Below are 24,766 nucleotides of genomic sequence, written 5' to 3'. Positions count from 1 at the left end.
TATTTTATAATAATGGCGAGAGTCAAACCTAAAAGACATGGAGTCGTAACGGACATGACCGCAATGTGTGACGTTGCGTTCCTACTTCTTACGTTCTTTATCTTGACCACTCAGTTTAAAAAACCTGACGTGGAGCAGATCAAACCGCCATCTTCAATTTCGGAAAAATTGCTTCCTGATGCTAGTTTAATGACTATCAACGCTACTCCGGACGGAAAATTCTATTTCCAGCCAGTAGAAAATGCATCAGAAAGAATTGCTCTTTTGGATAAAATGGGACAAAAGTATGGTATTACTTTTGACAACAACCAAAAAGCTGCTTTCCAGAAAGTTCAGGCAATTGGAGTTCCAATGAACCAGCTTAAAGGTTACTTGGATATGCCTGCAGATGAGCAGAAAAATTATAGAAGTCCGTCAGGAATTCCTATGGACAGTACAAATAAGCAATTAATTGATTGGGTAAAAGAAAGTTTGAGCGTTAACCCTGACTACAAGTTAGCGATTAAAGGTGACGTTACAACACAATACCCTAAAGTGAAAAGCTTATTTGAAGGTTTAAGAGATATTGATTTTCTTAAATTTTGGTTGATTACATCACAAGAAGGTAAACCTAACGAATAATATCGATAGAAATGGCAGAAGTACAAGTACAAGAAAAAGGCGGCAAGGGCGGCAAGGTCCGTTCCAAGAAGCAAAACACCAGAGTCGATATGACTCCGATGGTGGACTTGGGTTTTCTATTGATTACCTTCTTTATGTTCACAACTACGTTCAGTAAACCGAACGTTATGGATTTGGGTCTTCCGGCTAAACCGAAAGATGAAACAAAAAAACCACCTCCAACAGAAATTAAACTTTCTAACTCAATTTCTATCTTATTAGGAAAAAACAATAGAGTTTTTTGGCACCAGCAGGATGCTACATCCTTAAATGACCAAACTCTTATGGAAACTACTCTTGACAGAGAAGGAATTAGAAAAGTAATTCAGCAGGCAAAATCTAGAGCTGCAGATCAAACGAAATTTACCGTGATCATCAAGCCAACTGACGATGCTATATATAAGAACTTTGTTGATATTCTTGACGAAATGGCAATTACCAAAAGTGAGCAGTACGGAGTTACTGATATCAAACCTTGGGAAAAAGCTATTTATGAGAAGAAAGTAGGAGGTGCTGCTGCACCAGCTGCTACAAAGTAATTTAACCATAAAATTGTATATCTAATCTATGGCAGATGAAAATGTATACGGTCAGAATCTTACTTTAGATGAGATCGTATTTGAAAATAGAAACAAGGAATATGGTGCCTATGATCTTAGACATCAGTATCCGAGACTTTTAACAAAGTCTTTTATCATCGGAACAGCATTATTCCTTTTGGCAGCTTTGTCTCCGTTCATCTATCTTACGATTAAAAATCTTACAGCTCCGCCTAAGCAAGAAGTTAAGGCAGATCTAGTAGATATTATCGAGGAAGATCCGATTATCGAGCAGCCTAAAGAAGAAGAACCACCACCACCTCCGCCTCCAAAAGAGGAAGAGAAAATTGAAGTAATTCAGAACGTGGTTCCAGAGCCTGTAAAAGCTCCGAAAATTGAAACTCCACCACCACCGATTTCTAAGCAGTTGGAAACTACAACTGGTTTACAGAATCAGGAGGGGGTAAAAGCTCCGGCTTATACACCACCACCGCCACCACCATCTACAGGTACTAAAGCTAGTACAGTAGAAGTGAAAGCGAACAACCCTAACGAGATCTATAAAGATGTTGACCAGTCTGCAGAATATCCTGGAGGTATGGGAGCATTAAGAAAGTTCTTGGGAGATAACTTCGATACATCTTTGATGGAAGGAGGTGAAGGAACACTTAAAGCGAAGCTTAAGTTCGTTGTAGAAAAAGACGGAACTGTTTCGAATGTTACTATTGAAGAGAAATCTCCAAATGGCGACTTCAACAGTGAAGCAATGCGTGTAGTTAAGAAACTTAAAAAATGGACTCCTGCGAAGAGAAACGGGGAGAGCGTTAGATCTTACTATAGCGTACCATTTACTATGAACTTTGAATAAGACTTATTTATTCAAAATATAAATAAAAAGAGAAGCATATGCTTCTCTTTTTATTTTTTTTGGTATTTTTGTTACATGATGTTCAATTGGTTATCCCTGGTTACGGGATTGTTTTATATCGTTTTAGGAATTGTAGTGATTGTCTACAAATTCTTCTTTACTATCTTAGAGCCCGCCGTTGCTTATGCATTAGGAGTGGTGCTTATTATTTATGGTATTTTTAGAATTTACAGGGCGATCTCAAGAATTAAAAAATCGAGAAATGAAGAATAGTTTCAAGCTTGCAGTAATTTTTGTGTTGAGTATGATGCTTGCAAGCTGCAAAAAGGAGAAAAACGCTCCTTCTTATCACAAAGGTAATCTTACAATTTTTACTGACGAATCTTTTCAAAGCGTTACAGAAGCATTAGCTGACGGCTATATGATCAACTATCCTGAGACACACATCAAAGTAGAAACCAAGAAAGAAGATTTAGGACTTCTTGATCTATTGAAAGGAAGTGCTAAAGTGGTAGTAATGTCCAGAAATCTTAATCCTGAAGAAATAAAAACATATGAGGATAGAACTGATTTAAAGTTTCTTCCTGCTAAATTTGCTGCAGATGCAGTGGTTTTTGTTGTTCCTAAAGATTCTCCAAAAGAAAGTATTTCAATAGAAGAAATCAACAGCGGTTTGATGTCTGATAAAAAGGAATTTATTTTTGACGGAACCAACTCAAGTAACCTGAATTTTGTTGCTGAGAAATTAAAGAAACAGCCAAAAGACCTAAAATTTTCCATTATTCCGGGAAATCAGAAGATTATAGAGGAATTAGGAAAATATCCCGATAAAATAGGCGTTATTGGATTGAATACTTTTAGCCGTCCTTATGATAAAACGTCAGAAAAATTGAGAGAGATGGTGAAGGTTCTTCCTGTGGTAGAGAAAGGAAAATCGTACAATGCGGATTTCGAAGGACTTCGTACAATGGAATATCCGTTTACAAGAGTGCTTTATTTCCTGATTAACGAAGGTAATTTTAATATTGCCAATGGGTTTATAAGATTTTCATGTACCCATTTAGGCCAAAAAATTGTGCAGAAAGAAGGGTTGCAACCTTATAATATTTATAAGAGAGAAGTGCAGATGCGTTAAAAAATATTAAATTCACAATTAATCCTCATTAAAAATTTTGATTTGGTCTGAAAATTGTGTACAATAAAACTCAATTATTTGAAAATATAAAATGAAAGATATAATGAATATGAATGTAAAGAAGATTGCTTTTGGAGCAGCCGTGGTATTTTTTACCGGTTTTGCCTCTGCACAGACATTGCAGGATGGTATCAACAGTATAGACAGTGATAAATTTGCGCAGGCAAAAACAAATTTCACTGAAATGATCGCTAAAGAACCCACAGCTGATAACTACTTCTATTTAGGAAATACTTTCTTAAGACAAGGAGAGCCAGATTACGCTAAAGCAACTGAAAATTTCAATAAAGGCTTAGCGGCTGATGGTAAAAGCTATCTGAACAAAATTGGTTTAGCTGCTGTTAAATTAGGTAAAGGTGATAAAAATGCCGTTGCTGAAATTCAGAAAGTAGTTACTGATTCAAGAGAAAAAGATGCTGAAGTTCTTTTCAGAGCAGCAGAAGCTTTAACTCTATTCGAGAAAAACAGTTCACCTGATCTTGCTATTCAGTTTTTGACTAAAGCTATCGAAAAAGCTGAGAAAAAAGGTGTTCCTGCACACTATTATTATACATTAGGAGATGCTTACAGATTAAAGAGAATGCCGGGAGAGGCTATGTCTGCTTATGATAAAGCATTACCTACTGCTAAAAATAAAGCTTCCGTTTATACAAGAATGGCAACTTTATGGATGGCTGCACAACAATGGCAACAAGCTAAGCAAAACATTGATAAAGCTATTGGTGTAGATGCTACTTACGCACCTGCATATAAGGCATTAGCTGGTTATGATATCAGATACCAACAGAATGCAAAGGCTACACAAGACCTTATCAACTATACCAAGTATGCTGATGAAGATCCATATACTCAATTAGAAATTGCAAAACTATACTTCACAAACGAAGATTATGCAAACTCTAAAATGGTATTAGACAAGATTTTTGATAAAATTGAAGATCCTATCAAGTTCAAATTAAGAGCTTATAATGCATATGCAGATAAAAACTATGCAGATGCTAAGCAAAACATGGATACTTTCGTTTCTCAAGTTGAAAAAACAAGAGTACAGCCTGCTGACCAAGGTTTACAAGGTCTTATTGCGGCAGGTTTAGCAAAAGATGAAAAAGATGCTGCTAAAAAAACAGCTTTAATGACAGAATCTCAGCAGAAAGTTGCTATCGCAAAGGCTGCTAAAGATGAAACAATGAAGTGGGATCTTGAATTGGCTAACATCGCTGGAGGTGGTGGTGTATCTCAGTCAGAAGTTGACAAAGGACCTACTAACCCTGAAATTGAAGCATTGAAACAGAAAGTTGCTGCTAATAACCAGGATTCTGATTCATTATTTAAGCTAGCTACAGCTTACCAGGATGTTAAAAACTGGAATGGAGCTATCCTTACATGGCAAAAAATGTCGGCTCTTCTTCCAGATTGGGCACCGGCATATTACAGCCAGGGGTATTCTTACCAGCAGGCAGGAAACAATGATGCAGCAAAAATGGCTTATGAGAAATTCATCAGTACAGTAAAACCAGCTGATCAGGAAGCTAATAAACAGACTCTTGCTTATGCTTATTTTGCCGTAGCATATATGAGCAAAGATTCTGATGCTGCAAAAGCAAAAGATTATGTAGCGAAGTCTTTACAGTTAGATCCCACTTATCAGGATGCTGTAAAATTAAATGCAGAGATCAATAAGTAATTTAAAATTTAAATTATAGATATTAAAACTTCCCATTCGTAATGTTTGGGAAGTTTTTATTTTAAACTTATCTTTGATTTTATGAAAACTGATATACTTGCTTTTGGAGCACATCCTGATGATGTAGAATTGGGGTGTGGAGGAACTATCGCTAAAATGGTTTCAGAGGGTAAAAAATGTGTAGTTGTAGATCTTACAAGAGGAGAGCTCGGAACAAGAGGTACAGATGAAACCAGAAAAGTTGAAGCTGCAGATGCTGCCAAAATCTTAGGGCTTTCCGCAAGAGAGAATCTTGGAATGAAAGATGGTTTTTTGATGAATTCCGAAGAATACCAAATGAGGATCGTAAAAATGATTCGTAAATACAGGCCAGAAATCGTCTTAGCGAATGCCATTGATGATAGACATCCAGATCACGCAAAAGGAGCGAAATTAGTGTCGGATGCGTGCTTTTTGTCCGGGCTGAGAAAAATTGAAACTGTATTGGATGGAGAATCTCAGGAAGTATGGAGACCAAAACATGTTTTTCATTATATTCAGTGGAAAGATATCAAACCGGAATTTGTTATTGATATTTCGGAGCATCTTAATACAAAATTGGAAGCTTGTATGGCATACAAAACTCAGTTTTATGACCCGACTTCTAAAGAACCTGAGACTCCAATTACCACAAAAGACTTTTATGAGAGCTTAACTTACCGCGCTCAGGATTTAGGGCGATTATCGGGAGTGACTTATGCTGAGGGCTTTACGTCTGAAAGATTAATTTCTTTGAAAAATTTTGATGGAATTGTTTGGTAGTTGAGGAAATTGTCCTATATTTGCACTCAGAAAACGGTGATTGTAGCTCAGTTGGTTAGAGCGTCGGATTGTGGTTCCGAAGGTCGTGGGTTCGAGACCCATCATTCACCCAAAGAAAGTACACTTTTTGAAAGTGTACTTTTTTATTTTGTACCCATTTCACTATCCTCTGAAAGTTTCTTTTTCTACTTTTTTTTAAAATTTTTTCACGTATTACGTTTATAATCTTGAGCCAGCATATAAAAATGGTAGTCTTTAATTCTGTAAAATAAATTCGTGGATTGAGGATTGAAACTTTTATATTTGTTTAACCAGAATTAGGAGAAGATAATTCTCTTTAAAATGATCTCAAAATCAAAGCTATTACTATGAAAAGAATTCTCATAATCTTTGCTGTACTATTTACTCTAAAATCTTATGCTCAATCTTACTATAAAGAATTATTTGATAGCAAAGGATATGATGTATCAATAGGTTACTCGGAAAGTGCTAATCAACTTGAGTTTTCATGGGGTGTTTCTGCTCATATGGAAGCATTGGTACTGATGTATGAAAAAACGAAAGAAAAAAAGTATGCTGAAACTTTAATAAAGTTTATGGGGAATGCAATAGATAGAAGAGATGATCTTAGAAGCCAGGCAAAAGGTCTGAATAAGATTTCTGATTACAGGAAAGTTTCTGGAGCGGCTTGGTCAACTAACCATTATAATATTATTACAGATGAAGGAGAGCCTTATTCACATTTAGTCCATAGTGCTAATATTGTTTATCCAATGGCTAAGTTTGCGGCAATAGTTAAGCTTAATAAGTCTACTCAACGGTTAATTTCGGATCCTGGAGGTCGTTATGGTAACCAAACTTATATTCAGATTGTAGAAGATATTCTTCAAAAAGTAAAAGAAACTCTTGATTATCATAAAGGACAATGGCATACTGAATCTAAGAGTATAGGTTATTATAAGGAATGGGGGAGTAGTAATTCTCCGTTGGCGCATCCAGGAGTAATTTTACCTCTTAATATGCAAAGTGCTGCTGGAAGAGTTCTGATCCAAATGTACAGGGCAACTTCTCAGTATTCTTATCTTACACAGGCGTATCAAATAGCAAATTTTATAAAATCAAATACATTCTATAATAATGAATTGCGGTCTAATAAATGGAGTTATTGGAAAAAAAATGACCTGCCCGAGGATGTTTCTCATGCAGGTCTGACAATAAGTTTTCCATATGAATGCTATAAATACAAAATATTATATAATAAAAAGTCTATTTATTCGTTTTCTGACATTCAAAGATATATTAACACTTTTAAGAAAGATCTTGTAAAATCTGCCTTATTAATGAATGGTAATGTGAATGATAATACTCAATATTGGGATCTTAAGTCTAATACGAAAGTTGGAAGTCTTACATATGATAGTTATATCTGTAATAGATGGTTATGTTTATCAGAATATGACAAAGGAATATATTCATTAATTGTTGAGATACAAAAAAATAAAAATTATTATACAAAATTATCTACAACTGATCCTTTAACAATAGCACTTTTGGCTTTTAATGAGATTTAATCCGATTTATTACATGAGTTTTTTCACCAAAGAAAAAGAAGCCATTTTTCTTTTTCTAATTAAATAACATTGCTTTTACTGCATAAAAAAAGCATCTTTTTCAGATGCTTGTGTTTTTAGATATTCTTTTTTAAACTTCGTCGTCAGAATCAATAGTGAAAGATCTGCTCTTGAAGTCTTTGTCATGTTTTTCTGAAATTACATCCTCACCCTTTTCATTAATGATGAAATCTGTGGACTCATTAAACATCTCCTGGAAACTCTTAAAATCTTCCTTGTAAAGGTAAATTTTATGCTTCTCGAATGTAGCTTCCCCATTCTCTCCGAAATTCTTCTTACTCTCAGTGATTGTAAGATAATAATCTCCTGCTTTCGTCTCGCGCACATCAAAGAAATAAGTTCTTCTCCCTGCTTTTAACACCTTCGTGAAAATCTCATTTTCATGGCGTTCCTTGTATTCACTCATTGTTAGATATTTTTTAATCTTGTTAAGAACAAATATAAAAGAATTCTTTTAATCACAAAATTTTTTTTATGATTTATTTAACAATTGAGAATGAAATGGCTATGCGGTTACAGAATTGGCAATTTCGGTCAGGTTGATAATTTGATGGGCTTTTTGTGCGCTAGACTCTCTGTGTGTGATAATTATGGAAGTTGCGTTACTGATTTTTTTATCAATATTTTCCAGAATATTCTGCTCCGTTTCAGTGTCTAAAGCGGACAGAGAATCGTCAAAAATAATGATATTGGGGTCCTTAATTAAGGCTCTTGCGATACAAATTCTTTGTTTTTGTCCCCCCGAAAGCATGACTCCGCGTTCACCAACAAGTGTTTTATATTGGTCTTTAAACTCTACAATATTTTTGTGAACATCTGCAATATTGGAATACTCTACTACTTTCTCGTGAGAAGGATGATCAATGGCAAAACCAATATTATTTTCAATAGAATCAGAGAATAAGTAGCTCTCCTGAGGAATATATCCGATAAAGTTTCTGTAGTTCTCCAGATTATGGTCCTTCAGGTTTTTACCATCAATTAAAATTTCTCCTTCTGTAGGATCTATTAATCGGCATAATAGTAAGGCAATTGTCGATTTTCCACTACCGGTTTTCCCCATAATAGCCAATGATTCCCCGGCTTTTACTTTGAAACTTAGATTGTCCAGAGCTTTAATTCCTGTATTAGGGTACACATAAGAAACATTTCTGAATTCTATATCTCCTTTAATCGGATAGTTTTCAAAATTAGTATTAATGATCTCAGATTTTTTATCCATAAATTCATTGATCCTCTGCATAGATGCTTCAGCTCTCTGGTTGACAGAAGTTACCCATCCTACCATAGAGAAAGGGAAAATCAGGGTGTTGATATACATAAAGAAATCGGCAATCTTACCGATGCTTAATTCTCCTGCAATATATTTGGTACCTCCAATCCAGATAATGGCAACATTTAATAATCCGATGACAAAAAGAATAATGGTGAAGAAATAGGCTTCTGTTTTGGCAAGATCCAAGGCTTTATTCTGATAATCGGTGACTTTAATTCCGTAGTTTTTTTCAATATATTTTTCTCTGGCGAAAAATTTTACCACACGGATTCCGGAAAAGCTGTCCTGTACAAAAGTTGAAATCGCAGACTGGCTTTTTTGCATGATCTTCGATTTTTTGTTGATAATAGAACTTACCTTATAAATAGCAAAAGATAAAATAGGAAGTGGAAGTAAAGTCCACATCGTCATGGAAGCATCCGTTTTTACCATGTAAATAGCTGTAATCAGCACCAGTACAATCAGGTTGGCTACATACATCACCCCGGGACCAAGATACATCCTTACTGCCACCACATCTTCACTTAATCTGTTCATTAAGTCTCCGATGGTAGTTTGTTTATAATCCGTTAAAGATAAATCCTGATAATGTCTGTAGATTTTATTTTTAAGTTCATATTCTATCCTTCGGGAGGCAACGATGATCGTCTGTCTCATCATAAAGGTGAAGAATCCGGTTAAGAGAGAACATCCTACAATAATTCCAACATAAATCAGAACCTGATTGTTAAAGCCAAGATTCCCACTTTTTGTAAGTTCATCCACCGATTTTCCTACAAACTGAACCTTATATATATTAAAGAAATTACTGGCAATGATAAATAGTACCCCCCAAAACAGCAATATTTTGTGTTTCCAAAAATAGGGGTTTAAGGTTTTAAGCGCTTTCATATAGTTGCACAAAATTACAAAAATGTCATCACACTACGAATTTCATCAATTTTAAATTTTGTATCTTTGCACCCATAAAAAAGCTCTTTGAATGTTAGGAAGACGACAAATCCGTGAAAAAGTAGTACAGACCGTGTATTCTTACTACCAAAATCCTGTAAAATTTGATGTTTTAGAGAAAAACATGTTTGCCGGGATAGAGAAAATCTATTATCTATACATCTATCAGCTCAACTTTTTGGTGGGTTTGAAAGATTTGGCAGAAAATCAGATCGAAATTGGTAAGAATAAATTTCTTAAAACTGATGCTGATATTAATCCTAACCAAAAATTCATCAACAACCAGGTATTGCTTAAGCTGGAAGAAAATCCTGAAAGATTATTTTTTACAGGGCAGCACAAGCAACTGAAATGGGATATGCATGATGATTTATTGGTAAAAACTTTCCAGAGAATTACTGCCGGGAAACGTTATCAGGATTTCATGAAAGAAGAAGGATACTCTTTTGAAGAAGATCAGAAATTTATAGGTAAATTATTTCTAAGATATATTGCTGAAAATGAAGATTTTCATGATTACTTAGGAGATAAGGAACTTTCATGGTACGATGATATCCATATTGCCAATTCAATGGTACAAAAAACAATCGGTTTCCTGAGAGAAGATGAAGAAAGCAGAACTTTGATCAAAATGATTAAAGATGAAGAAGATAAAACATTCGCTGCAAAATTGTTAAAAGATACCCTGAACAACTGGGAAAACAATGAAAAGAAACTGGAAGAAAGACTGGAAAACTGGGATTTGGAAAGAGTTTCTCTAATGGATAAAGTAATTTTATCTACAGCAATTGCAGAACTTGATAACTTTGCTTTCACACCTTCAAGAGTGATCATTAATGAATATATTGAAATTGCAAAAGTATTTGCTACAGACCGTTCCAATATCTTCATCAATGGTATTTTAGATAAATATTGTAAAGATCAAAATAGAATATAAAATGAAAAAGACGTTATCAATTATCGCCTTGTCAATTATAGGCTTTGGGTTAGTTTCATGTAAAAAAGAAAACAAAGAAACTCAAAGTGCTGAAACTGCAACTACTGATTCTGCAGCTGTTGTGGCTCCGCTAACTACTGATTCTGCAGCAGCACCTGTAGCAGGTGAAACAGTTGCTCCGGTTTCTAACGAACCATCTACTTCTGTAGCTTTATCTGAAAACAGCTTTGATTTTGGAAAAATCAAAAAAGGAGATAAAGTAGAGCACGTATATGAAATTACCAACACAGGTAAGAACCCATTAATCATTTCTGAAGTGAAGCCAGGATGCGGATGTACAGCTCCTGATTTTACAAAAGAGCCTATCATGCCTGGTAAAAAAGGAAAAGTTACATTACACTTTGATTCTTCAAGCTTCGACGGAAACGTTCAGAAGTATGCAGACGTTTTTGCTAATGTAGAAAAAGCTCCAATCAGATTAACGTTCACAGCGAACATTCAACCATAATATTTACAATATGTTGACAGTATTTTTACAGGCACAGGGTGGGTCTTCACCTATGATGCTGATCATGATGGGGGTAATGTTTGTAGGGTTTTATTTCCTGATGATCAGACCTCAGATGAAAAAGCAAAAGCAGGAGAAAAACTTTCAGGAAAACCTTAAAGTGGGAACAAGAGTAGTTCTTACATCAGGTCTTCACGGAAGAATTGCTCAGGTTCAGGATGACGGTTTTGTTATCGAAACGTTATCAGGAAAACTGAAGTTCGAAAAGGCTGCAGTTTCAAGAGAAATGACAGAATCTCGTTTTGGAGATAAAGCAAAAGCTGCTGAGAAGGCAGAAGACAAAAAAGAAACAGCAACTGAAGAAAAGAAATAATTCAGTCTGAAAATATTTAGCTGCGGCGGGTGAACAAAGTTCACCCGCCGCAATTTTTTTATACTGGTTTGAAAAATTGTGTCCATTAGTGAAAAACAATTTGTGAAATTAGTGTTTAATAAAAAATTATCTTTGTCCCATGAATCAAAACACAAACAAAACGGTTCTTATTCTGGGAGCCAATTCTGATGTTGCAAAGCAATGCATAAAACAATATGTGGAGAAAGGATTTTCCGTAATCGCAGCTTCCAGGAATACAACCTCTTTGAATGATTTTATTGATTCAAACAATCTTGACGGCTCAAAAGTCTCTGTTTTGTATTTTGATGCTGCAGATTTTGATTCTCATCAAAAATTTTATTCTGATCTTTCCATCAAACCTCATATTGTGGTTTATGCTGCCGGTTTTTTAGTAGACAATCAAAAAGCGCTGACTGATTTCAAAGGAGCCAGACAAATGATGGAAGTCAATTATATGGGTGGAGTTTCTATCCTGAGTATTATTGCAATGGATAAAGGCAATACCAACCTGGAAAGAATAATCGGGCTCTCTTCCTTGTCCGGAGTGAGAGGGAGAAAAAGTAATTTTGTCTATGGAAGCACAAAGGCTGCATTTACCCAGTTTCTGGCAGGATTGAGACAGGAACTAGATTCCCGGAAAATAATTGTGAATGCCTTGGTTATTGGCTATATCAGAACAAAAATCAACGAAGGACTGGAACTGAATGAATCTCTGATCATGGAGCCTGATTATGTGGCGAAATTTATTGTCAATGCCGGAAATTCCTTTACCATTGTTCCGAATTTTAAGTGGAAAATTATCTACCATATTCTTAGGCTTTTACCGGAAAGTTTGGCTGCAAAATTGCCTTAAGGAAAGTTTCTTAACATTTTTTTCTTTGATCAATGCTCCACTTCGGTATTGTTTTTGTAATTCTATGACCCAAAAATTATTTCTTCCTGCAAGATTCAATTTCTGAATGATTATTGAGTAAAGCAGAAATATTCTTTTCTGCTGTCAATCTATTTTTAAGGATAAAATATAATTTACTTTCACTCTACAGTGCAAGGTGAATTTCTTTTTTTCCAATCCTGCAGAAGATGTCAATGCTTCATTGATATAAATAGTAAAACACATAGTATAAAATGGACGATTTAGAACTGAACAAGATTCAACAACACTGGGACACCTTAATTTCTTCAGCAATCTCATGGGCACCGAGAATTTTTACTGCAATCATTTCTGCATTATTGATTTATCTTATCGGATCATGGATGATCAGAATGATTAAAAAACTGGTTGAAAAAGGTTTCAAAAAAAGAAATATGGAAGCTTCGTTGCAGCATTTTCTTTTAAATATTATCAACTGGGGACTTAATATTCTGCTGTTTATTGTTGTTGTGACGCAACTTGGAGTACAAACCTCTGCATTTGTCGCCATGATTGGTGCCGCAGGTTTAGCAGTTGGTTTAGCTTTACAGGGATCCTTAACAAATTTTGCAGGTGGAATCTTAATTCTACTATTAAAACCTTTTAAGATTGGTGATTTTATTTCTACCAATTCAGGGGTTTCAGGGACGGTAGATGCTATTGATATTTTTCATACAAAACTGATCACTCCACAAAATCAACTGATTATTATTCCTAACGGAGTCGTTTCCAATAACAGTATTACCAATTTTACCCAACTGGGAACAAGAAGAACATCACTGGATATCGGAATTGCCTATGATGCAGATCTTAGACAGACCAAGGATATTTTAATGAATGTCATTAAGAATAATCAATATGCTCTTGCAACACCTGCTCCACAAGTGGTGGTTACTGAATTGGGAGACAGTGCTGTCAATGTATCTGTAAGAGTAAGTACTTCCACAGAAAATTTCTGGACGATGAACGAAGAACTAATCATCGGTTGTAAAGAAGCTCTCGATAAAGCTGGAATCGGAATTCCTTTTCCACAGAGAGATATTCATGTTTACAATCAATAATTATATTTAATTTTTTTAAGAAGCTCCCGCATTATTGTAATGTGGGAGTTTTTATTTTTTATAGAATAACAGAAAATTATTTACTTTTTTTGTTTTGCCTTTCTCTGCAGAATGTCAAGAATTTCAGTATATTGATCAGTTTCATCTTCACTGATCAGGTAAGTGAATGCTGTGCCCATATCCATAGAAATTAGAATAAGTTTGTTAGAAACCTCATAGGTGATTTTTTTCCAGATACACTTCATTTCATATTGTTCACATTTGATATGAATACTGCTTTCATCGAGAATAAATTCTGTTATAGGATGATAGCCTTTTAATTCATCAATATGCTTGTTCATTTTATCAGAATAATTAGCTTTCTGATAATAAAAATTGATCAGGCAGAAAATACTGGCAAGTCCTGAGAATATTAAAGTAAATCGTATAAAGTCATATCTGCTTTTATTGCCGATAAGACTATCGAAAACGAAGATGACGAATAAGGTATAAAATAAATTCCGCAAAAGAGTTGGGAGTTTCTTTTTCCATGAGTAATAAAAATACTGCCACAGTTGCTTGCGGACAATATTCTCGTTAAAATCAATATGTATTTTTTTTTCTTCCATGGTTACAGTTTTTCGGGTGCAAAAATATTGAAATTATTCAGTGTTGAAAGTACTTTTCACGCTAATAAACCTTTTTGTCCCTTTTTTTAAGATTTTTACCAAATGACAATTGTTTTTATCAGTCAGTTTTATACCTTTATCTTACCGCAATCCGTGGGTAGAACAGAAATATGGAAGAGCTTTTTACTTATATCAAAAAATTCGGAATACTGAATCCTCAGGAAGAACTTTTGATTGCTGAAGGAATTCAGGAAATCAAGGTAAAAAAGGGAGAACCTTTTGTAGAAGCCGGGAAAGTAAGTCAAAGAATTGCTTTTGTGAAGGAAGGGGTTTTCCGCTCTTTGTATTATAACAAACAGGGTGATGATTTTACCCGGTATTTCATCTATGAAGGTCGATTTATAGGAGATTTTCAGGGCTTTACCGATCAGCTGCCTGCTCATGAAGATATTGAAGCTATTACAGATGCTGTACTGCTGGTGATTGATCTTAAGCATTTTAAACTTCTGGAAGAGAAAATTGCTGTATGGCCGGTTTTGTTTGCAAGAATCCATGCGTTTGTTGTTGAGAATAAATTAAAGGTTGCCAGTATCATGCTCAATCAGGATGCGAAATCCCGTTACATTCATTTTTTAAATCATTATCCGGGGCTTGCCAACAGAGTTCCGCAATCTATGCTGGCTTCCTATCTTGGGGTTACTCCTTCTTCACTGAGCCGTATCAGGAGAAATATCGTTTAAGAATTGTGGGTTGGAGAGTTGGAGAATAATAGTGTTTGACAGTTATTACTAACTTCTAACATCTAGCTTCTAATTTCTCAATAAATCTCTTTTTGTCAAATGACAATGGTCTTTCTGTCTGACTGTCATAGCTTTGCTTCATAAAATTTAAAGTACGAATATGGATATTGTATTAGGATTACAATGGGGTGATGAAGGAAAAGGAAAGTTTATTGATCTGATCAGTGAAAATTATGACATTACAGCGCGTTTTAATGGTGGATCGAATGCTGGGCACAGCATAGAGAGAAACGGACGAAGAATTACGCTTAAAATGATTCCTTCGGGGATCTTTATGAAAGGAGTGCAGAATGTAATTGGTACAGGAACTGTTCTTGATCCTGTAAGCTTTAAAAAAGAAATTGCAAATCTTCAGGTATTTGATGAAACGGTTCAGCCGGAAACTAATGTGATTATTTCATTGAAAGCTCACTTTGTACTGCCTACCCATAAGCTTCTGGATGTTTTTATGGAGGAAAGTTCTGATTATACAACCATCGGAACCACCAAAAACGGGATTGCACAGGCTTATTCAAATAAAATCTTAAGACAGAATGTAAGAATAGGGGATATGTTTGCTCCTGACTTTAAAAGCAGAGTACAACACATTTTAGAAAGAGATTATAAGATGCTGACTGCAGGAGGTATGGCACTTCCTTCTCTGGAGGAAATAAGTAATGAATTTTTTGAAGCGGTAGATTTTCTGAAAAGATTTAAATGCACAGAAACTGAAATATATTTGAACAATGCTCTGGCAGAAGGTAAAACAATCTTAGCTGAAGGATCTCAGGCTGCCATGCTGGATATTGACCACGGAACATATCCTTATGTTACTTCTTCTTCAACTACTGCTTCAGGAGCGAGCAGTGGACTTGGTGTTTCACCGAAAAAGATCGGTGAGATATTCGGAATTGCAAAAGCTTACTGTACAAGAGTAGGAAACGGTGTTTTTCCAACTGAATTATTTGATGAATTAGGTGAAGAGATCAGAACAAAAGGGAATGAGTTTGGTTCCAATACCGGACGTCCGAGAAGAACAGGATGGCTGGATCTTCCTGCCTTAAAGTATGCAGTAATGATCAATGGAGTGACTCAGCTGGTGCTGACAAAGGCTGATGTTTTAAGTGGACTGAAATCCGTAGCAGTTTGTACCCATTATGAACTGGAAAATGGAGAGATCGTAACTGCTTCAGGTTTACTCCCTGAAAACGGAAAACCTATACTAAAATGGATGAATGGTTGGGAAGCTGAGTTTTCTGCAATGAAAAGTCCTTCAGAATTACCAAAAGAAGTCATCGAGTTTCTGTCATTCTTGGAACAAGAATTGGGAATTCCTGTTGCTTATCTTTCAACCGGGCCTGGAAGAAATGAGATGTTGAAATTAATATAATAGATAGTTATAGAATAGAAAGAGGTTAGGGAGTTTATTTCCTAACCTCTTTTTTGTATGAAGAAATTTAGTTAACTTTTGTAAGGATGAAGCGTTGCTTTGTAGAAGGCTGAACTGTTTGATCAGTCGTACCGATTACAATAGGGGTAAGATTGGTTGTTGTGCCATTTTTTACCTCTAATCTCAATGCTGGTGCGTTCTTAGGAGCAAATCCAAATCCATTATTTCCTAAATTGAATAATAACCATTTTTGAGAATCTGTATTAGCATTAGTTCTTAATTCAACAGCTGTTCCATTCGTTGTCCCGTTACTTTTCACGGTTAATACCTTTGTAGGGTCTAATATAGATTTGATGGTATAGTAACCATGATCTGATTTGGTGAAAGTAAATCGCTGGTTATTTCCGGTAGAGGCTGTATACAGAATGATGCTGGTGCCGTCTGTAGTAGAGCTTCCTGAAATATCTATATTTTTATCACTCGCTAAAGCTGTTCTCATTGTATACGTTCCGTTGATGGCAGAAGTAGCATTAACGGGTCCATACAAATGATTGATACCAGCATAATCACCTGCAGACAATCCTGTTCTTTGCTTGGTGAATGTAGATCCATCCAGCTTAGTCATTACAGGCTGACTTGAGTCTATTGCAAAGTCTGTAGACTGATACATCATGACTGAACCGAAATCAAATGCGCCATGTCCTGCATAATCATTGTAAAGATTGAAGTTATGACGGCTTCCTTCTACAGCTTTGTTAACATCTACAATGATGTACTGATCTCTATCCGGGCGGCACTGCTCATGCATGATTCCCATAGAATGCATGATTTCGTGGGCGATAATAGCGGGATAAGTAATATTATAAATTTTAATACCATTAACTCTGTTTTTTTGCCATCCAAGCGGAGAACTGTTGGATGTTGTATAAGTAAAAGTGATATATTCCGTTTGGTTGGTTCGTTCTACAAACTGCATACTTGTTTGTGAAGAAATCATATCAAACGCTTTGTTGATATTCGTCAGGAACGTATTGTAATTCTGAGTACTCAGACTTCCCTGGCTGGGTAATGTATAATAGACAGTTGCATTCGGCCATGTCTTAATAAAAGAGCTTACAATGGTGCTTTTCTCTGCTGTTGATGTTCCGGGGTTGGCCTGCTTTTGTAATACATTAAACTGTTCGGGGCTAATCGTAATATCTTCTGCATAAAAATATTCTCCATTGACTTCATTAACATACGTGAATTTTCCGTCAATTGATAATTTGTGAATCTTCGCATTGTCTAGCTTTGTGGTTGCAGGATCGATGGAATCAGTTTGAGGATTTTCAATGTCCGACCTACATGAGTTCAGTGCCAACACAAGGCATCCTGATAATAGTAATAGTTTGCTTTTCATATTATTTAATATTGGTTTGGTGATCAAGGTTTAAAATATGAACAGCTATATTATTATCATACGCATGAGATTATAAAAATACATCAATTCCTAAGTTTTGATTAAGTCTTCATTATAATTCAGCTGTGTAACGTAAATATATTAATAAAAATCATATTTACATATAACATAATATAATGATTGTTTTGTTGGTTTTTTATTTGAAAAAGGTATTTATTTCGTTGATTTAATTGTTTTAATTTAATTTTTACTATTAAATTTTAATTCAAGTTATTTCACGAATATTTGACATAGTGTGTAAAAATGCATATTCTACTAGTGTAAAGTTTGTTTTGTTAGCAAATTGATAAATTATGTTAGGATTTGTAATGTTTTTTGATTCTAAATAATGCTACTTTATTATTATTTATTTTTCAAAAATAGTATTGTCAATATAAAACACCAGGAAGTTCAGGGTGAACTTAAGACTCCTGTAATGAGAATATAAAAAAAGCGGGGCAAATACCCCGCTTTATATTTATGCTTTTAAATTCAATTGTAATTCTAATTCGTCGAGCTGTGCATCAGCAATCGGAGCAGGTGCGTCGATCATTACATCTCGTCCTGAATTGTTCTTAGGGAAAGCAATATAATCTCTGATCACTTCGTTCCCGTCAAGAATCGCTACCAAACGGTCAAATCCGAATGCTAAACCTCCGTGTGGCGGAGCACCATATTTGAAGGCATTCATCAGGAATCCAAACTGAGCTTCTGCTTCCTCTCTGGTAAATCCTAATAAATCAAACATTTTAGACTGAAGATCTCTGTCAAAAATTCTGATAGATCCTCCTCCGATTTCGTTTCCGTTCAGAACCATATCATAAGCGTTGGCTCTTGCTTTTCCAGGATCAGTTTCCAATAAGTGGATATCTTCCGGTTTTGGAGACGTGAAAGGGTGGTGCATTGCATGGTATCTTTCAGTATCTTCATCCCATTCCAATAGAGGGAAGTCAACAACCCAAAGTGGTGCAAATACATTTCCTTTTCTTAGTCCCAAACGGTTTCCAAGCTCCATTCTCAATGCTGAAAGCTGAGCTCTTACTTTATTTTCGTTTCCGGAAAGAATCAACATTAAGTCACCTTCTTTTGCTCCGAATTTTTCGATTATTTTTGCTAAATCTTCTTCGTTGTAGAACTTATTTACCGATGAGGTTTTCACTCCGTCATTCTGGAATTTTGCCCAAACCATTCCTGAAGCACCAATCTGAGGACGTTTTACCCAATCCACAAGTTCATCGATCTGCTTTCTTGTATAGTCTGCACATCCTTCTACATTGATCCCGACTACTAATTCAGCATCATCAAATATTTTAAAGTCTTTTCCTTTTACCAGTTCATTCAGTTCTACGAACTCCATTCCGAAACGGATATCCGGTTTGTCATTTCCGTATTTTCTCATCGCATCTGCGAAAGTCATTCTTGGGAAAGCTCCGAATTCCTGACCTGTAATATCTTTTATAAGCGTTTTGGTCATTCCTTCGAATACGTTCATCACGTCTTCCTGCTCTACGAAAGCCATTTCACAGTCGATTTGTGTAAACTCCGGCTGTCTGTCAGCTCTTAAATCCTCATCACGGAAACATTTTACAATCTGGAAGTATTTATCCATTCCACCTACCATCAGAAGCTGTTTGAAGGTCTGTGGAGACTGTGGTAATGCATAAAACTGTCCAGGGTTCATTCTGCTTGGTACCACGAAGTCTCTTGCTCCTTCCGGAGTAGACTTGATCAAAACAGGAGTTTCCACTTCAATGAAACCTTCGTCAGATAAATAATTTCTTACTTTCTGTGCCATCTTGTGGCGGAAGATCAGTTTATCTTTTACCGGATTTCTTCTGATATCCAGGTAACGGTATTTCATTCTTAATTCTTCACCGCCATCTGTTTCATCCTCAATAGTGAAAGGTGGAAGCTGAGAATCGTTCAGAATTGTCAGTTTTTCTACCAGAATTTCAATTTCCCCGGTTGGAATATTAGGGTTTTTGCTTACTCTTTCAATAACTCTTCCGGTAGCCTGAATCACAAATTCACGGCCCAGTTTTTTAGCTTCTTCCATCAATTGAGCAGAAGAGCGGTCCTGGTCAAAAACCAGCTGGGTAATTCCGTAACGATCTCGAAGATCTACCCAAATCATAAATCCTTTATCACGGATAGTCTGTACCCATCCTGATAGTGTAACTTCTTCATTCAGATTTTTCAGAGATAGCTCTCCGTTGGTGTGTGATCGAAACATAATTATTTGTTTAAAGTTCAATGTTTAAGGTTCAATTCCGAACCTTGAATTTTTCGTTGGCAAAGATAAGATTTTTGCAGGTTTTATAAATAAAAAAAACTCCCTTTCGGAAGTTTCATATATTGTTTTTAGATTTTTTTAAATTCTGTTACCACCTTTTGCGATCAGAATTCTCTTTACATCCTCACTGCCTTTTGTTTCATCAGCTACTTCAAGAGGAGTTTTATTCTGACATTTTTTATTCACATTCGCTTTGTTATCCAAAAGGAAGTTGATAATATTCTTTCTGTCAGACATTACACTGAAGCCAAGGGGTGAATAAAGTAGATCTCCCACAAGGAAACATTTGTTGTAATCTCCCGGAGCAAACTGTTTTTTGAATGTTGCTATATCATCAGAATAAATGGCTTTCATCTTTTCCTGACTCATCTTCTGGGCAGAGAACATGCTGCCGGACAGTAACATTCCAAATAGAAAAGTAGTAGAGATTATTTTTTTCATAAGGATAATTTTTAAGAATATACAAATCTAAATTAAATTTTATTACCAATTGCTAAGTTTTTCTAATAATTGGATTTGTATTTTTGGGATTACATAAAATATTAATTGTGAAATGACAAAATATATTGAATTTTTGAAAAAAGCATTCAGCGGTGAAGAAACTGATTTTACAAAAGTGAATATCAGAAGTGCTGTGTTGCTTTTAGCGATTCCCATGATGCTTGAAATGGCTATGGAATCCGTATTTGCGCTTGTGGATCTCTATTTTGTCGGCCATCTGAAAGAAAGCGGTTTTGCTATCCAGACGGTGGGGCTTACCGAATCTGTACTTTCGATAATGTATTCTATTGCCATTGGGATGAGTATGGCGGCCACAGCTTTGGTAGCGAGAAGAATTGGTGAGAAAAATCCGGAACAGGCTTCCAGAAGTGCGGCACAGGTATTACTCGTTTCCTTTGCGATTACTTTTATTTTAAGCTTGTTGGGGGTGATCTTTGCAGAAGAAATTTTAATCCTGATGGGTTCAAAACCTGAAGCAGCTGCTTATGGAAAGAATTTTACCAGAATTATGATGGGAAGCAGCACGATTATTATGCTTTTGTTTTTAATTAATGGGATTTTCAGAGGAGCTGGAAATGCTATGATTGCTATGAAAAGCTTATGGATCGCGAATATTGCTAATATCATTCTCTGTCCGATTCTGATAAAAGGCTTAGGACCTGTTCCTGCTTTGGGACTAACGGGAGCTGCTTTGGCAACAACAATAGGACGTAGCATTGGTGTTATTTATCAGCTGTATCATCTTTTGGTAGCCGATACTCAGATAAGAATTAAGCTTCCTTATTTTAAACCGAATTATGCATTAATCAAATCCATTATAAAAATTGCAACTCCCGGAATTTTTCAGTTTGTCATTGCCTCATGCAGTTGGATTTTCCTTGCAGAACTTGTGGCAACTACAGGAGGAGAGAATGCATCGGCAGGTTATCAGACTGCTTTAAGGCTGATGATGTTCTTTATGCTTCCAGCCTGGGGATTGAGTAATGCTGCCTCTACGTTGGTAGGACAGAATATGGGAGCGAATGAAATGCTGAGAGCAGAACAGTCGGTGATGAAAACCGTGAAATATAATGTCATTTTTATGCTGGTGGTAAGTCTTATTTTCCTTTTTATGGGGAACTTTTTAGTTAGTTTTTTTACTCAGGAAATGGCCATTAAAGATTTTGCTAAAAATGCGCTTCAGATTATGAGTATAGGATTTATTTTCTATGGAATCGGGATGGTGATGATTAATGCCTTCAATGGAGCTGGTGATACATGGACTCCTACCTGGGTTAATCTTTTTGGTTTCTGGCTGTTTCAGATTCCGCTGGCCTATTTCTTATCAAAATATCTTGACATGGGACCCAAAGGAGTTTTTATATCAATTCCAGCCGCAGAAACATTGATTACTATTGTTGCTTTCATCTTATTTAAAAAAGGAAAATGGAAGACGATAAAAGTGTAGAATGTAAGGATGATGGAAGCTTGAAGAGGGGAGTACAGGCAGCCTTAAATATTTAAGCTGGTCTTTTATCAACAAGATGAAGAAAATAGAACTAATTTGATAACAGATAGTCAAAAATAGTAACCTGATAGTAACTTCGAACATCCATCCTCCAGCTTCCCTCCCTAATTTATAAAACTTTAACAGCTTCATTAATTGGATTTTAGTATTGTATTTTCTAAATTCGTAGAACAACAAATACATAATACTATGGGAAAAGGAGACAAAAAATCAAGAAGAGGAAAAATTAATTCCGGAAGTTATGGTAAAAGAAGACCTAAAAAAGCTTCAAAATCATTTCCTGCTTCTGCAGAAAAATCTAAAAAGTAATTAAAAATAAAAAAGACCGAAGATCATATCTCCGGTCTTTTTTTATGAAAATTAAATTAATTATTTACCTCCTAAAATATTTCCAAGGATGCTGCCTAATCCGCCGCCACCTTGTTGTTGGTTTCCACCACCGCCCAATACACTTCCCAGGATATCATTCAAAGGATTTCCTGATGATTGAGATTGTCCGCCACCTCCTAAAACACTTCCAAGAATATCATTCAAAGGATTAGACTGCTGAGCTTGTGCCTGATTGGAAGCATTTCCAAGGATTCCTCCTAAAAGATCTCCTAAACCTCCTGCTCCTACATTGCTCTGTTGTTTCTGCTGTCCGATATAACCCATTACTACAGGTGCAAGCATCGCAAGGATAGGACCTATTTTATCTATTGAAATTCCAGTGTTCTGAGACAGTTGGTTTTCAACAGTACTTTTTTGCCCACCGAAGATATGATCAAGAATAGATCCTCCTTCAGCCTGTCTTGCTTCAATTTGTGAAGCATCATTTAAAATACTTCCGTTGTGGTCTTTATCTAAAGCATTATTTAAAGCTTCTGCTTCTTTAGCATCCTGAGATTTATTTCTAAGATAAGAAATAATAAGAGGGGTAGCAACAGCTAATAGGGCGATTACCTGGTTTTTACTGATTCCGAATTTGTTTTCAGCCTGTTCAGCAACCTGGTTGCCAGTGTTCCCTGTAAGTAGGTCAATTAAACTCATTTTTTGTGTTTATTTAGTATTAAGTACACCAAAGTTATCAAAAAATATGCCTCACAAATTGACCACCTTTCATAATTATTGTTAAAGTTTCTGAGAGCGTTTCAGAAGACCTTAGTTTTTAATGATAGGAACGTTTGAACACGCTTCTCCGAACATCAGAGATTTTACAATAGGTTTCAGTTGTTCTACCAATTCAATATAAGCATTTTCAGGAATTTCTTTATCTGAACATCCTTTTACAAGCACTCTTTTTCCTCTCATTTCCTCAAAATCATGAGTCTGGATGGCATTATGCATTAAAATAACTTCCAGATCCTCGCGGCTTCCAAAAACTACTTTCTTTGCTACATCAGTAATTTTTGCTGTTAAAACAAAATAAGCCCAAAGAGGAATAATAGTGTCAACAGAATTGTAAATGTATATATAAGCGTCTTTATATTGTTCCGTATCGATAGCATCTACCTTTTCGCGGAAATCTTTTTCTTTCAGGATCATTTCCTGAAAAAGGAAATCTTTAAGGTCAATACCTTTTCTTTCCCCTTTTGGCAGTAAAGTGGTAAGGTCAAAATTGATAAGGCCGCTTTCTGCAACTTTATTCCGGATTTCAAATTCTTCTGACATTTTTTATCATTATCTTTGAACAAATTTACGAATTAAGATCATATCTATCTTAATTTGTTCTCTATCCTTACTATAGAAATGAAGTATTATATTATTGCAGGAGAAGCTTCCGGTGACTTGCATGGAAGCAACCTGATGAAAGCCTTAAAACAAAAGGATCCCCATGCGGAATTCAGATTTTGGGGTGGCGACCTGATGAAAGCTCAGGGCGGAACGTTGGTGAAACATTACCGTGATCTTGCTTTTATGGGATTCCTGGAAGTGGTGATGAACCTCCGTACCATTCTGAATAATATTAAATTCTGTAAAGAGGATATTCAGAAGAACAGACCTGATGTTTTGATCCTGGTGGATTATCCGGGGTTCAATCTGAGAATTGCCAGATTTGCCAAAGAATTGGGAATCAAAGTTGTTTACTATATTTCTCCACAGCTTTGGGCATGGAAAGAAGGCCGCGTAGAGATTATCAAAAAATATGTGGATGAAATGATGGTTATTCTTCCATTTGAAGAAGGCTTTTACAGAAAACATGGAGTACATTCTCATTTTGTAGGTCATCCGTTGCTGGATGCTATTTCGGATCTTCAGGAAATAAGCATTGAAAAATTCAAATCAGAGCATGGCTTGAATGAAAAAGAAATCATTGCATTGCTTCCGGGTTCCAGAGAACAGGAAGTAGAAAAGATGCTGGAAATAATGCTTTCCGTAAGACCGCACTTCCAAAACTATCAGTTTGTGATTGCCGGAGCGCCAAGTCTTCCAAAAGAATTTTATCAGAAATATGTAGATGATAATGTTCATTTTGTATCCAATAAAACCTATGATCTGCTAAGATGTTCAAAAGCAGCTTTGGTGACTTCCGGAACAGCTACGTTGGAAACTGCTTTGTTGAATATCCCTGAAGTGGTTTGCTATCGTGGAAGTAAAATTTCCTATGCTATTGCTAAAAGATTGGTGAAAAATATCAATTATATTTCTCTGGTTAATCTGATTATGGACAGAGAAGTGGTGAAAGAATTGATTCAAAATGATCTGAATACTAAGAATCTGGTAGAAGAACTCAATAAAATTTTGTCAGGAGAAAAAAGGGAACAGGTTCTGAATGACTATAGTCTTCTGAGAGAAAAGCTTGGTGGGAAAGGAGCCAGCGATCATGCTGCTGAGGTGATATTAAAAGTATAGTTT

General features: G+C 35.7%; 26 protein-coding genes and 1 tRNA gene. 19 read left to right on the top strand and 8 right to left on the bottom strand.

Annotated elements, in window-relative coordinates:
* The first annotated feature begins 12 nt into the window (after nucleotides 1-12).
* The 9 genes from ACMA47_RS20230 (at nucleotide 13) to ACMA47_RS20190 (ending at nucleotide 7,318) form a co-directional block, all read left to right on the top strand.
* Nucleotides 13-621 carry an ExbD/TolR family protein gene (locus ACMA47_RS20230; RefSeq protein WP_034693033.1) on the top strand — a complete coding sequence of 203 codons (609 nt, stop codon included), beginning with the start codon at nucleotides 13-15 and terminating at the stop codon, nucleotides 619-621.
* An 11-nt stretch (nucleotides 622-632) separates the two neighbouring features.
* Nucleotides 633-1,199, top strand: coding sequence for a biopolymer transporter ExbD (locus ACMA47_RS20225; protein WP_105701203.1), 567 nt, complete (start codon nucleotides 633-635; stop codon nucleotides 1,197-1,199).
* Nucleotides 1,200-1,227: 28 nt separating this feature from the next.
* The gene (locus tag ACMA47_RS20220) at nucleotides 1,228-2,067 is read left to right on the top strand and encodes an energy transducer TonB (RefSeq protein ID WP_413931225.1); all 840 of its coding nucleotides are present in this window, start codon (nucleotides 1,228-1,230) and stop codon (nucleotides 2,065-2,067) included.
* Between the two features lie 75 nt (nucleotides 2,068-2,142).
* Nucleotides 2,143-2,340, top strand: a complete 198-nt coding sequence (locus tag ACMA47_RS20215) for a DUF308 domain-containing protein (RefSeq protein WP_171006307.1) — start codon at nucleotides 2,143-2,145, stop codon at nucleotides 2,338-2,340.
* Nucleotides 2,330-3,202 carry a PstS family phosphate ABC transporter substrate-binding protein gene (locus ACMA47_RS20210; protein ID WP_413931223.1) on the top strand — a complete coding sequence of 291 codons (873 nt, stop codon included), beginning with the start codon at nucleotides 2,330-2,332 and terminating at the stop codon, nucleotides 3,200-3,202. The genes ACMA47_RS20215 and ACMA47_RS20210 overlap by 11 nt, the downstream gene beginning before the upstream one ends.
* A 91-nt stretch (nucleotides 3,203-3,293) precedes the next feature.
* The gene (locus ACMA47_RS20205; RefSeq protein WP_413931222.1) at nucleotides 3,294-4,946 is read left to right on the top strand and encodes a hypothetical protein; all 1,653 of its coding nucleotides are present in this window, start codon (nucleotides 3,294-3,296) and stop codon (nucleotides 4,944-4,946) included.
* An 81-nt stretch (nucleotides 4,947-5,027) separates the two neighbouring features.
* Nucleotides 5,028-5,747: a bacillithiol biosynthesis deacetylase BshB1 gene (gene bshB1, locus ACMA47_RS20200; RefSeq protein WP_413931221.1), complete on the top strand. Its 720-nt coding sequence runs from the start codon at nucleotides 5,028-5,030 to the stop codon at nucleotides 5,745-5,747.
* A 35-nt stretch (nucleotides 5,748-5,782) separates the two neighbouring features.
* Nucleotides 5,783-5,858 (top strand) — tRNA-His (locus tag ACMA47_RS20195).
* Between the two features lie 257 nt (nucleotides 5,859-6,115).
* Nucleotides 6,116-7,318: a hypothetical protein gene (locus ACMA47_RS20190; RefSeq protein WP_413931220.1), complete on the top strand. Its 1,203-nt coding sequence runs from the start codon at nucleotides 6,116-6,118 to the stop codon at nucleotides 7,316-7,318.
* Nucleotides 7,319-7,448: 130 nt separating this feature from the next.
* On the opposite strand, the gene ACMA47_RS20185 is transcribed toward ACMA47_RS20190, so the two are convergent.
* Together ACMA47_RS20185 and ACMA47_RS20180 are read right to left on the bottom strand one after the other, a co-directional pair.
* Complete coding sequence (locus tag ACMA47_RS20185; protein WP_027375472.1) at nucleotides 7,449-7,784, bottom strand: DUF3276 family protein; 336 nt, start codon at nucleotides 7,782-7,784, stop codon at nucleotides 7,449-7,451.
* Between the two features lie 99 nt (nucleotides 7,785-7,883).
* A complete protein-coding gene (locus tag ACMA47_RS20180; RefSeq protein ID WP_034693039.1) occupies nucleotides 7,884-9,545 on the bottom strand; it encodes an ABC transporter ATP-binding protein in 1,662 nt (553 codons plus the stop codon).
* A gap of 91 nt (nucleotides 9,546-9,636) precedes the next feature.
* Here ACMA47_RS20180 and ACMA47_RS20175 point away from each other — a divergent pair, with 91 nt between their 5' ends.
* From ACMA47_RS20175 to ACMA47_RS20155, 5 genes are all read left to right on the top strand, one after another.
* Nucleotides 9,637-10,542, top strand: coding sequence for a transcription antitermination protein NusB (locus tag ACMA47_RS20175; RefSeq protein WP_413931219.1), 906 nt, complete (start codon nucleotides 9,637-9,639; stop codon nucleotides 10,540-10,542).
* A 1-nt stretch (nucleotide 10,543) separates the two neighbouring features.
* Complete coding sequence (locus ACMA47_RS20170) at nucleotides 10,544-11,050, top strand: DUF1573 domain-containing protein (RefSeq protein WP_413931218.1); 507 nt, start codon at nucleotides 10,544-10,546, stop codon at nucleotides 11,048-11,050.
* 10 nt (nucleotides 11,051-11,060) lie between these two features.
* A complete protein-coding gene (yajC, locus tag ACMA47_RS20165) occupies nucleotides 11,061-11,423 on the top strand; it encodes a preprotein translocase subunit YajC (RefSeq protein WP_413931217.1) in 363 nt (120 codons plus the stop codon).
* Between the two features lie 139 nt (nucleotides 11,424-11,562).
* On the top strand, nucleotides 11,563-12,297 hold the full coding sequence (locus ACMA47_RS20160) for an SDR family NAD(P)-dependent oxidoreductase (RefSeq protein WP_413931216.1): 735 nt from the start codon (nucleotides 11,563-11,565) through the stop codon (nucleotides 12,295-12,297).
* 272 nt (nucleotides 12,298-12,569) lie between these two features.
* A complete protein-coding gene (locus tag ACMA47_RS20155) occupies nucleotides 12,570-13,415 on the top strand; it encodes a mechanosensitive ion channel family protein (RefSeq protein ID WP_413931215.1) in 846 nt (281 codons plus the stop codon).
* Between the two features lie 80 nt (nucleotides 13,416-13,495).
* Here the strand turns inward: ACMA47_RS20155 and ACMA47_RS20150 are convergent, their stop codons facing one another.
* Nucleotides 13,496-14,023 carry a hypothetical protein gene (locus ACMA47_RS20150; protein WP_413931214.1) on the bottom strand — a complete coding sequence of 176 codons (528 nt, stop codon included), beginning with the start codon at nucleotides 14,021-14,023 and terminating at the stop codon, nucleotides 13,496-13,498.
* A 170-nt stretch (nucleotides 14,024-14,193) separates the two neighbouring features.
* Between ACMA47_RS20150 and ACMA47_RS20145 the strand changes: the two genes are divergently transcribed.
* Nucleotides 14,194-14,763, top strand: coding sequence for a Crp/Fnr family transcriptional regulator (locus ACMA47_RS20145; protein WP_034693055.1), 570 nt, complete (start codon nucleotides 14,194-14,196; stop codon nucleotides 14,761-14,763).
* A gap of 160 nt (nucleotides 14,764-14,923) precedes the next feature.
* Entirely contained in the window at nucleotides 14,924-16,192 is a 1,269-nt protein-coding gene (locus ACMA47_RS20140; protein ID WP_413931213.1) for an adenylosuccinate synthase, read from the top strand.
* A 67-nt stretch (nucleotides 16,193-16,259) separates the two neighbouring features.
* Here the strand turns inward: ACMA47_RS20140 and ACMA47_RS20135 are convergent, their stop codons facing one another.
* The 3 genes from ACMA47_RS20135 to ACMA47_RS20125 form a co-directional block, all read right to left on the bottom strand.
* Nucleotides 16,260-17,591, bottom strand: a complete 1,332-nt coding sequence (locus tag ACMA47_RS20135) for a M12 family metallopeptidase (protein ID WP_413931212.1) — start codon at nucleotides 17,589-17,591, stop codon at nucleotides 16,260-16,262.
* A 517-nt stretch (nucleotides 17,592-18,108) separates the two neighbouring features.
* Nucleotides 18,109-19,863 (bottom strand): aspartate--tRNA ligase, encoded by a 1,755-nt coding sequence (aspS, locus tag ACMA47_RS20130; protein WP_413931211.1) that lies wholly within the window; start codon nucleotides 19,861-19,863, stop codon nucleotides 18,109-18,111.
* Between the two features lie 138 nt (nucleotides 19,864-20,001).
* On the bottom strand, nucleotides 20,002-20,364 hold the full coding sequence (locus ACMA47_RS20125) for a hypothetical protein (RefSeq protein WP_413931210.1): 363 nt from the start codon (nucleotides 20,362-20,364) through the stop codon (nucleotides 20,002-20,004).
* A 112-nt stretch (nucleotides 20,365-20,476) separates the two neighbouring features.
* Between ACMA47_RS20125 and ACMA47_RS20120 the strand changes: the two genes are divergently transcribed.
* Nucleotides 20,477-21,871: an MATE family efflux transporter gene (locus ACMA47_RS20120; protein ID WP_413931209.1), complete on the top strand. Its 1,395-nt coding sequence runs from the start codon at nucleotides 20,477-20,479 to the stop codon at nucleotides 21,869-21,871.
* Between the two features lie 249 nt (nucleotides 21,872-22,120).
* Nucleotides 22,121-22,240 (top strand): 30S ribosomal protein THX, encoded by a 120-nt coding sequence (locus tag ACMA47_RS20115; RefSeq protein WP_079243310.1) that lies wholly within the window; start codon nucleotides 22,121-22,123, stop codon nucleotides 22,238-22,240.
* Nucleotides 22,241-22,300: 60 nt separating this feature from the next.
* On the opposite strand, the gene ACMA47_RS20110 is transcribed toward ACMA47_RS20115, so the two are convergent.
* Nucleotides 22,301-22,960: a DUF937 domain-containing protein gene (locus ACMA47_RS20110; RefSeq protein WP_034693065.1), complete on the bottom strand. Its 660-nt coding sequence runs from the start codon at nucleotides 22,958-22,960 to the stop codon at nucleotides 22,301-22,303.
* Between the two features lie 111 nt (nucleotides 22,961-23,071).
* Entirely contained in the window at nucleotides 23,072-23,581 is a 510-nt protein-coding gene (locus tag ACMA47_RS20105) for a DUF2480 family protein (protein WP_079243308.1), read from the bottom strand.
* Between the two features lie 78 nt (nucleotides 23,582-23,659).
* Here ACMA47_RS20105 and lpxB point away from each other — a divergent pair, with 78 nt between their 5' ends.
* Nucleotides 23,660-24,763 carry a lipid-A-disaccharide synthase gene (gene lpxB / locus ACMA47_RS20100; RefSeq protein ID WP_413931208.1) on the top strand — a complete coding sequence of 368 codons (1,104 nt, stop codon included), beginning with the start codon at nucleotides 23,660-23,662 and terminating at the stop codon, nucleotides 24,761-24,763.
* Nucleotides 24,764-24,766: the final 3 nt, after the last annotated feature.

This window comes from Chryseobacterium sp. T20, assembly GCF_047345655.1.
GTDB lineage: Bacteria > Bacteroidota > Bacteroidia > Flavobacteriales > Weeksellaceae > Chryseobacterium.
The sequence above is the reverse complement of the archived record's forward strand: the minus strand, read 5'-3'. Positions and strand labels throughout refer to the sequence as shown.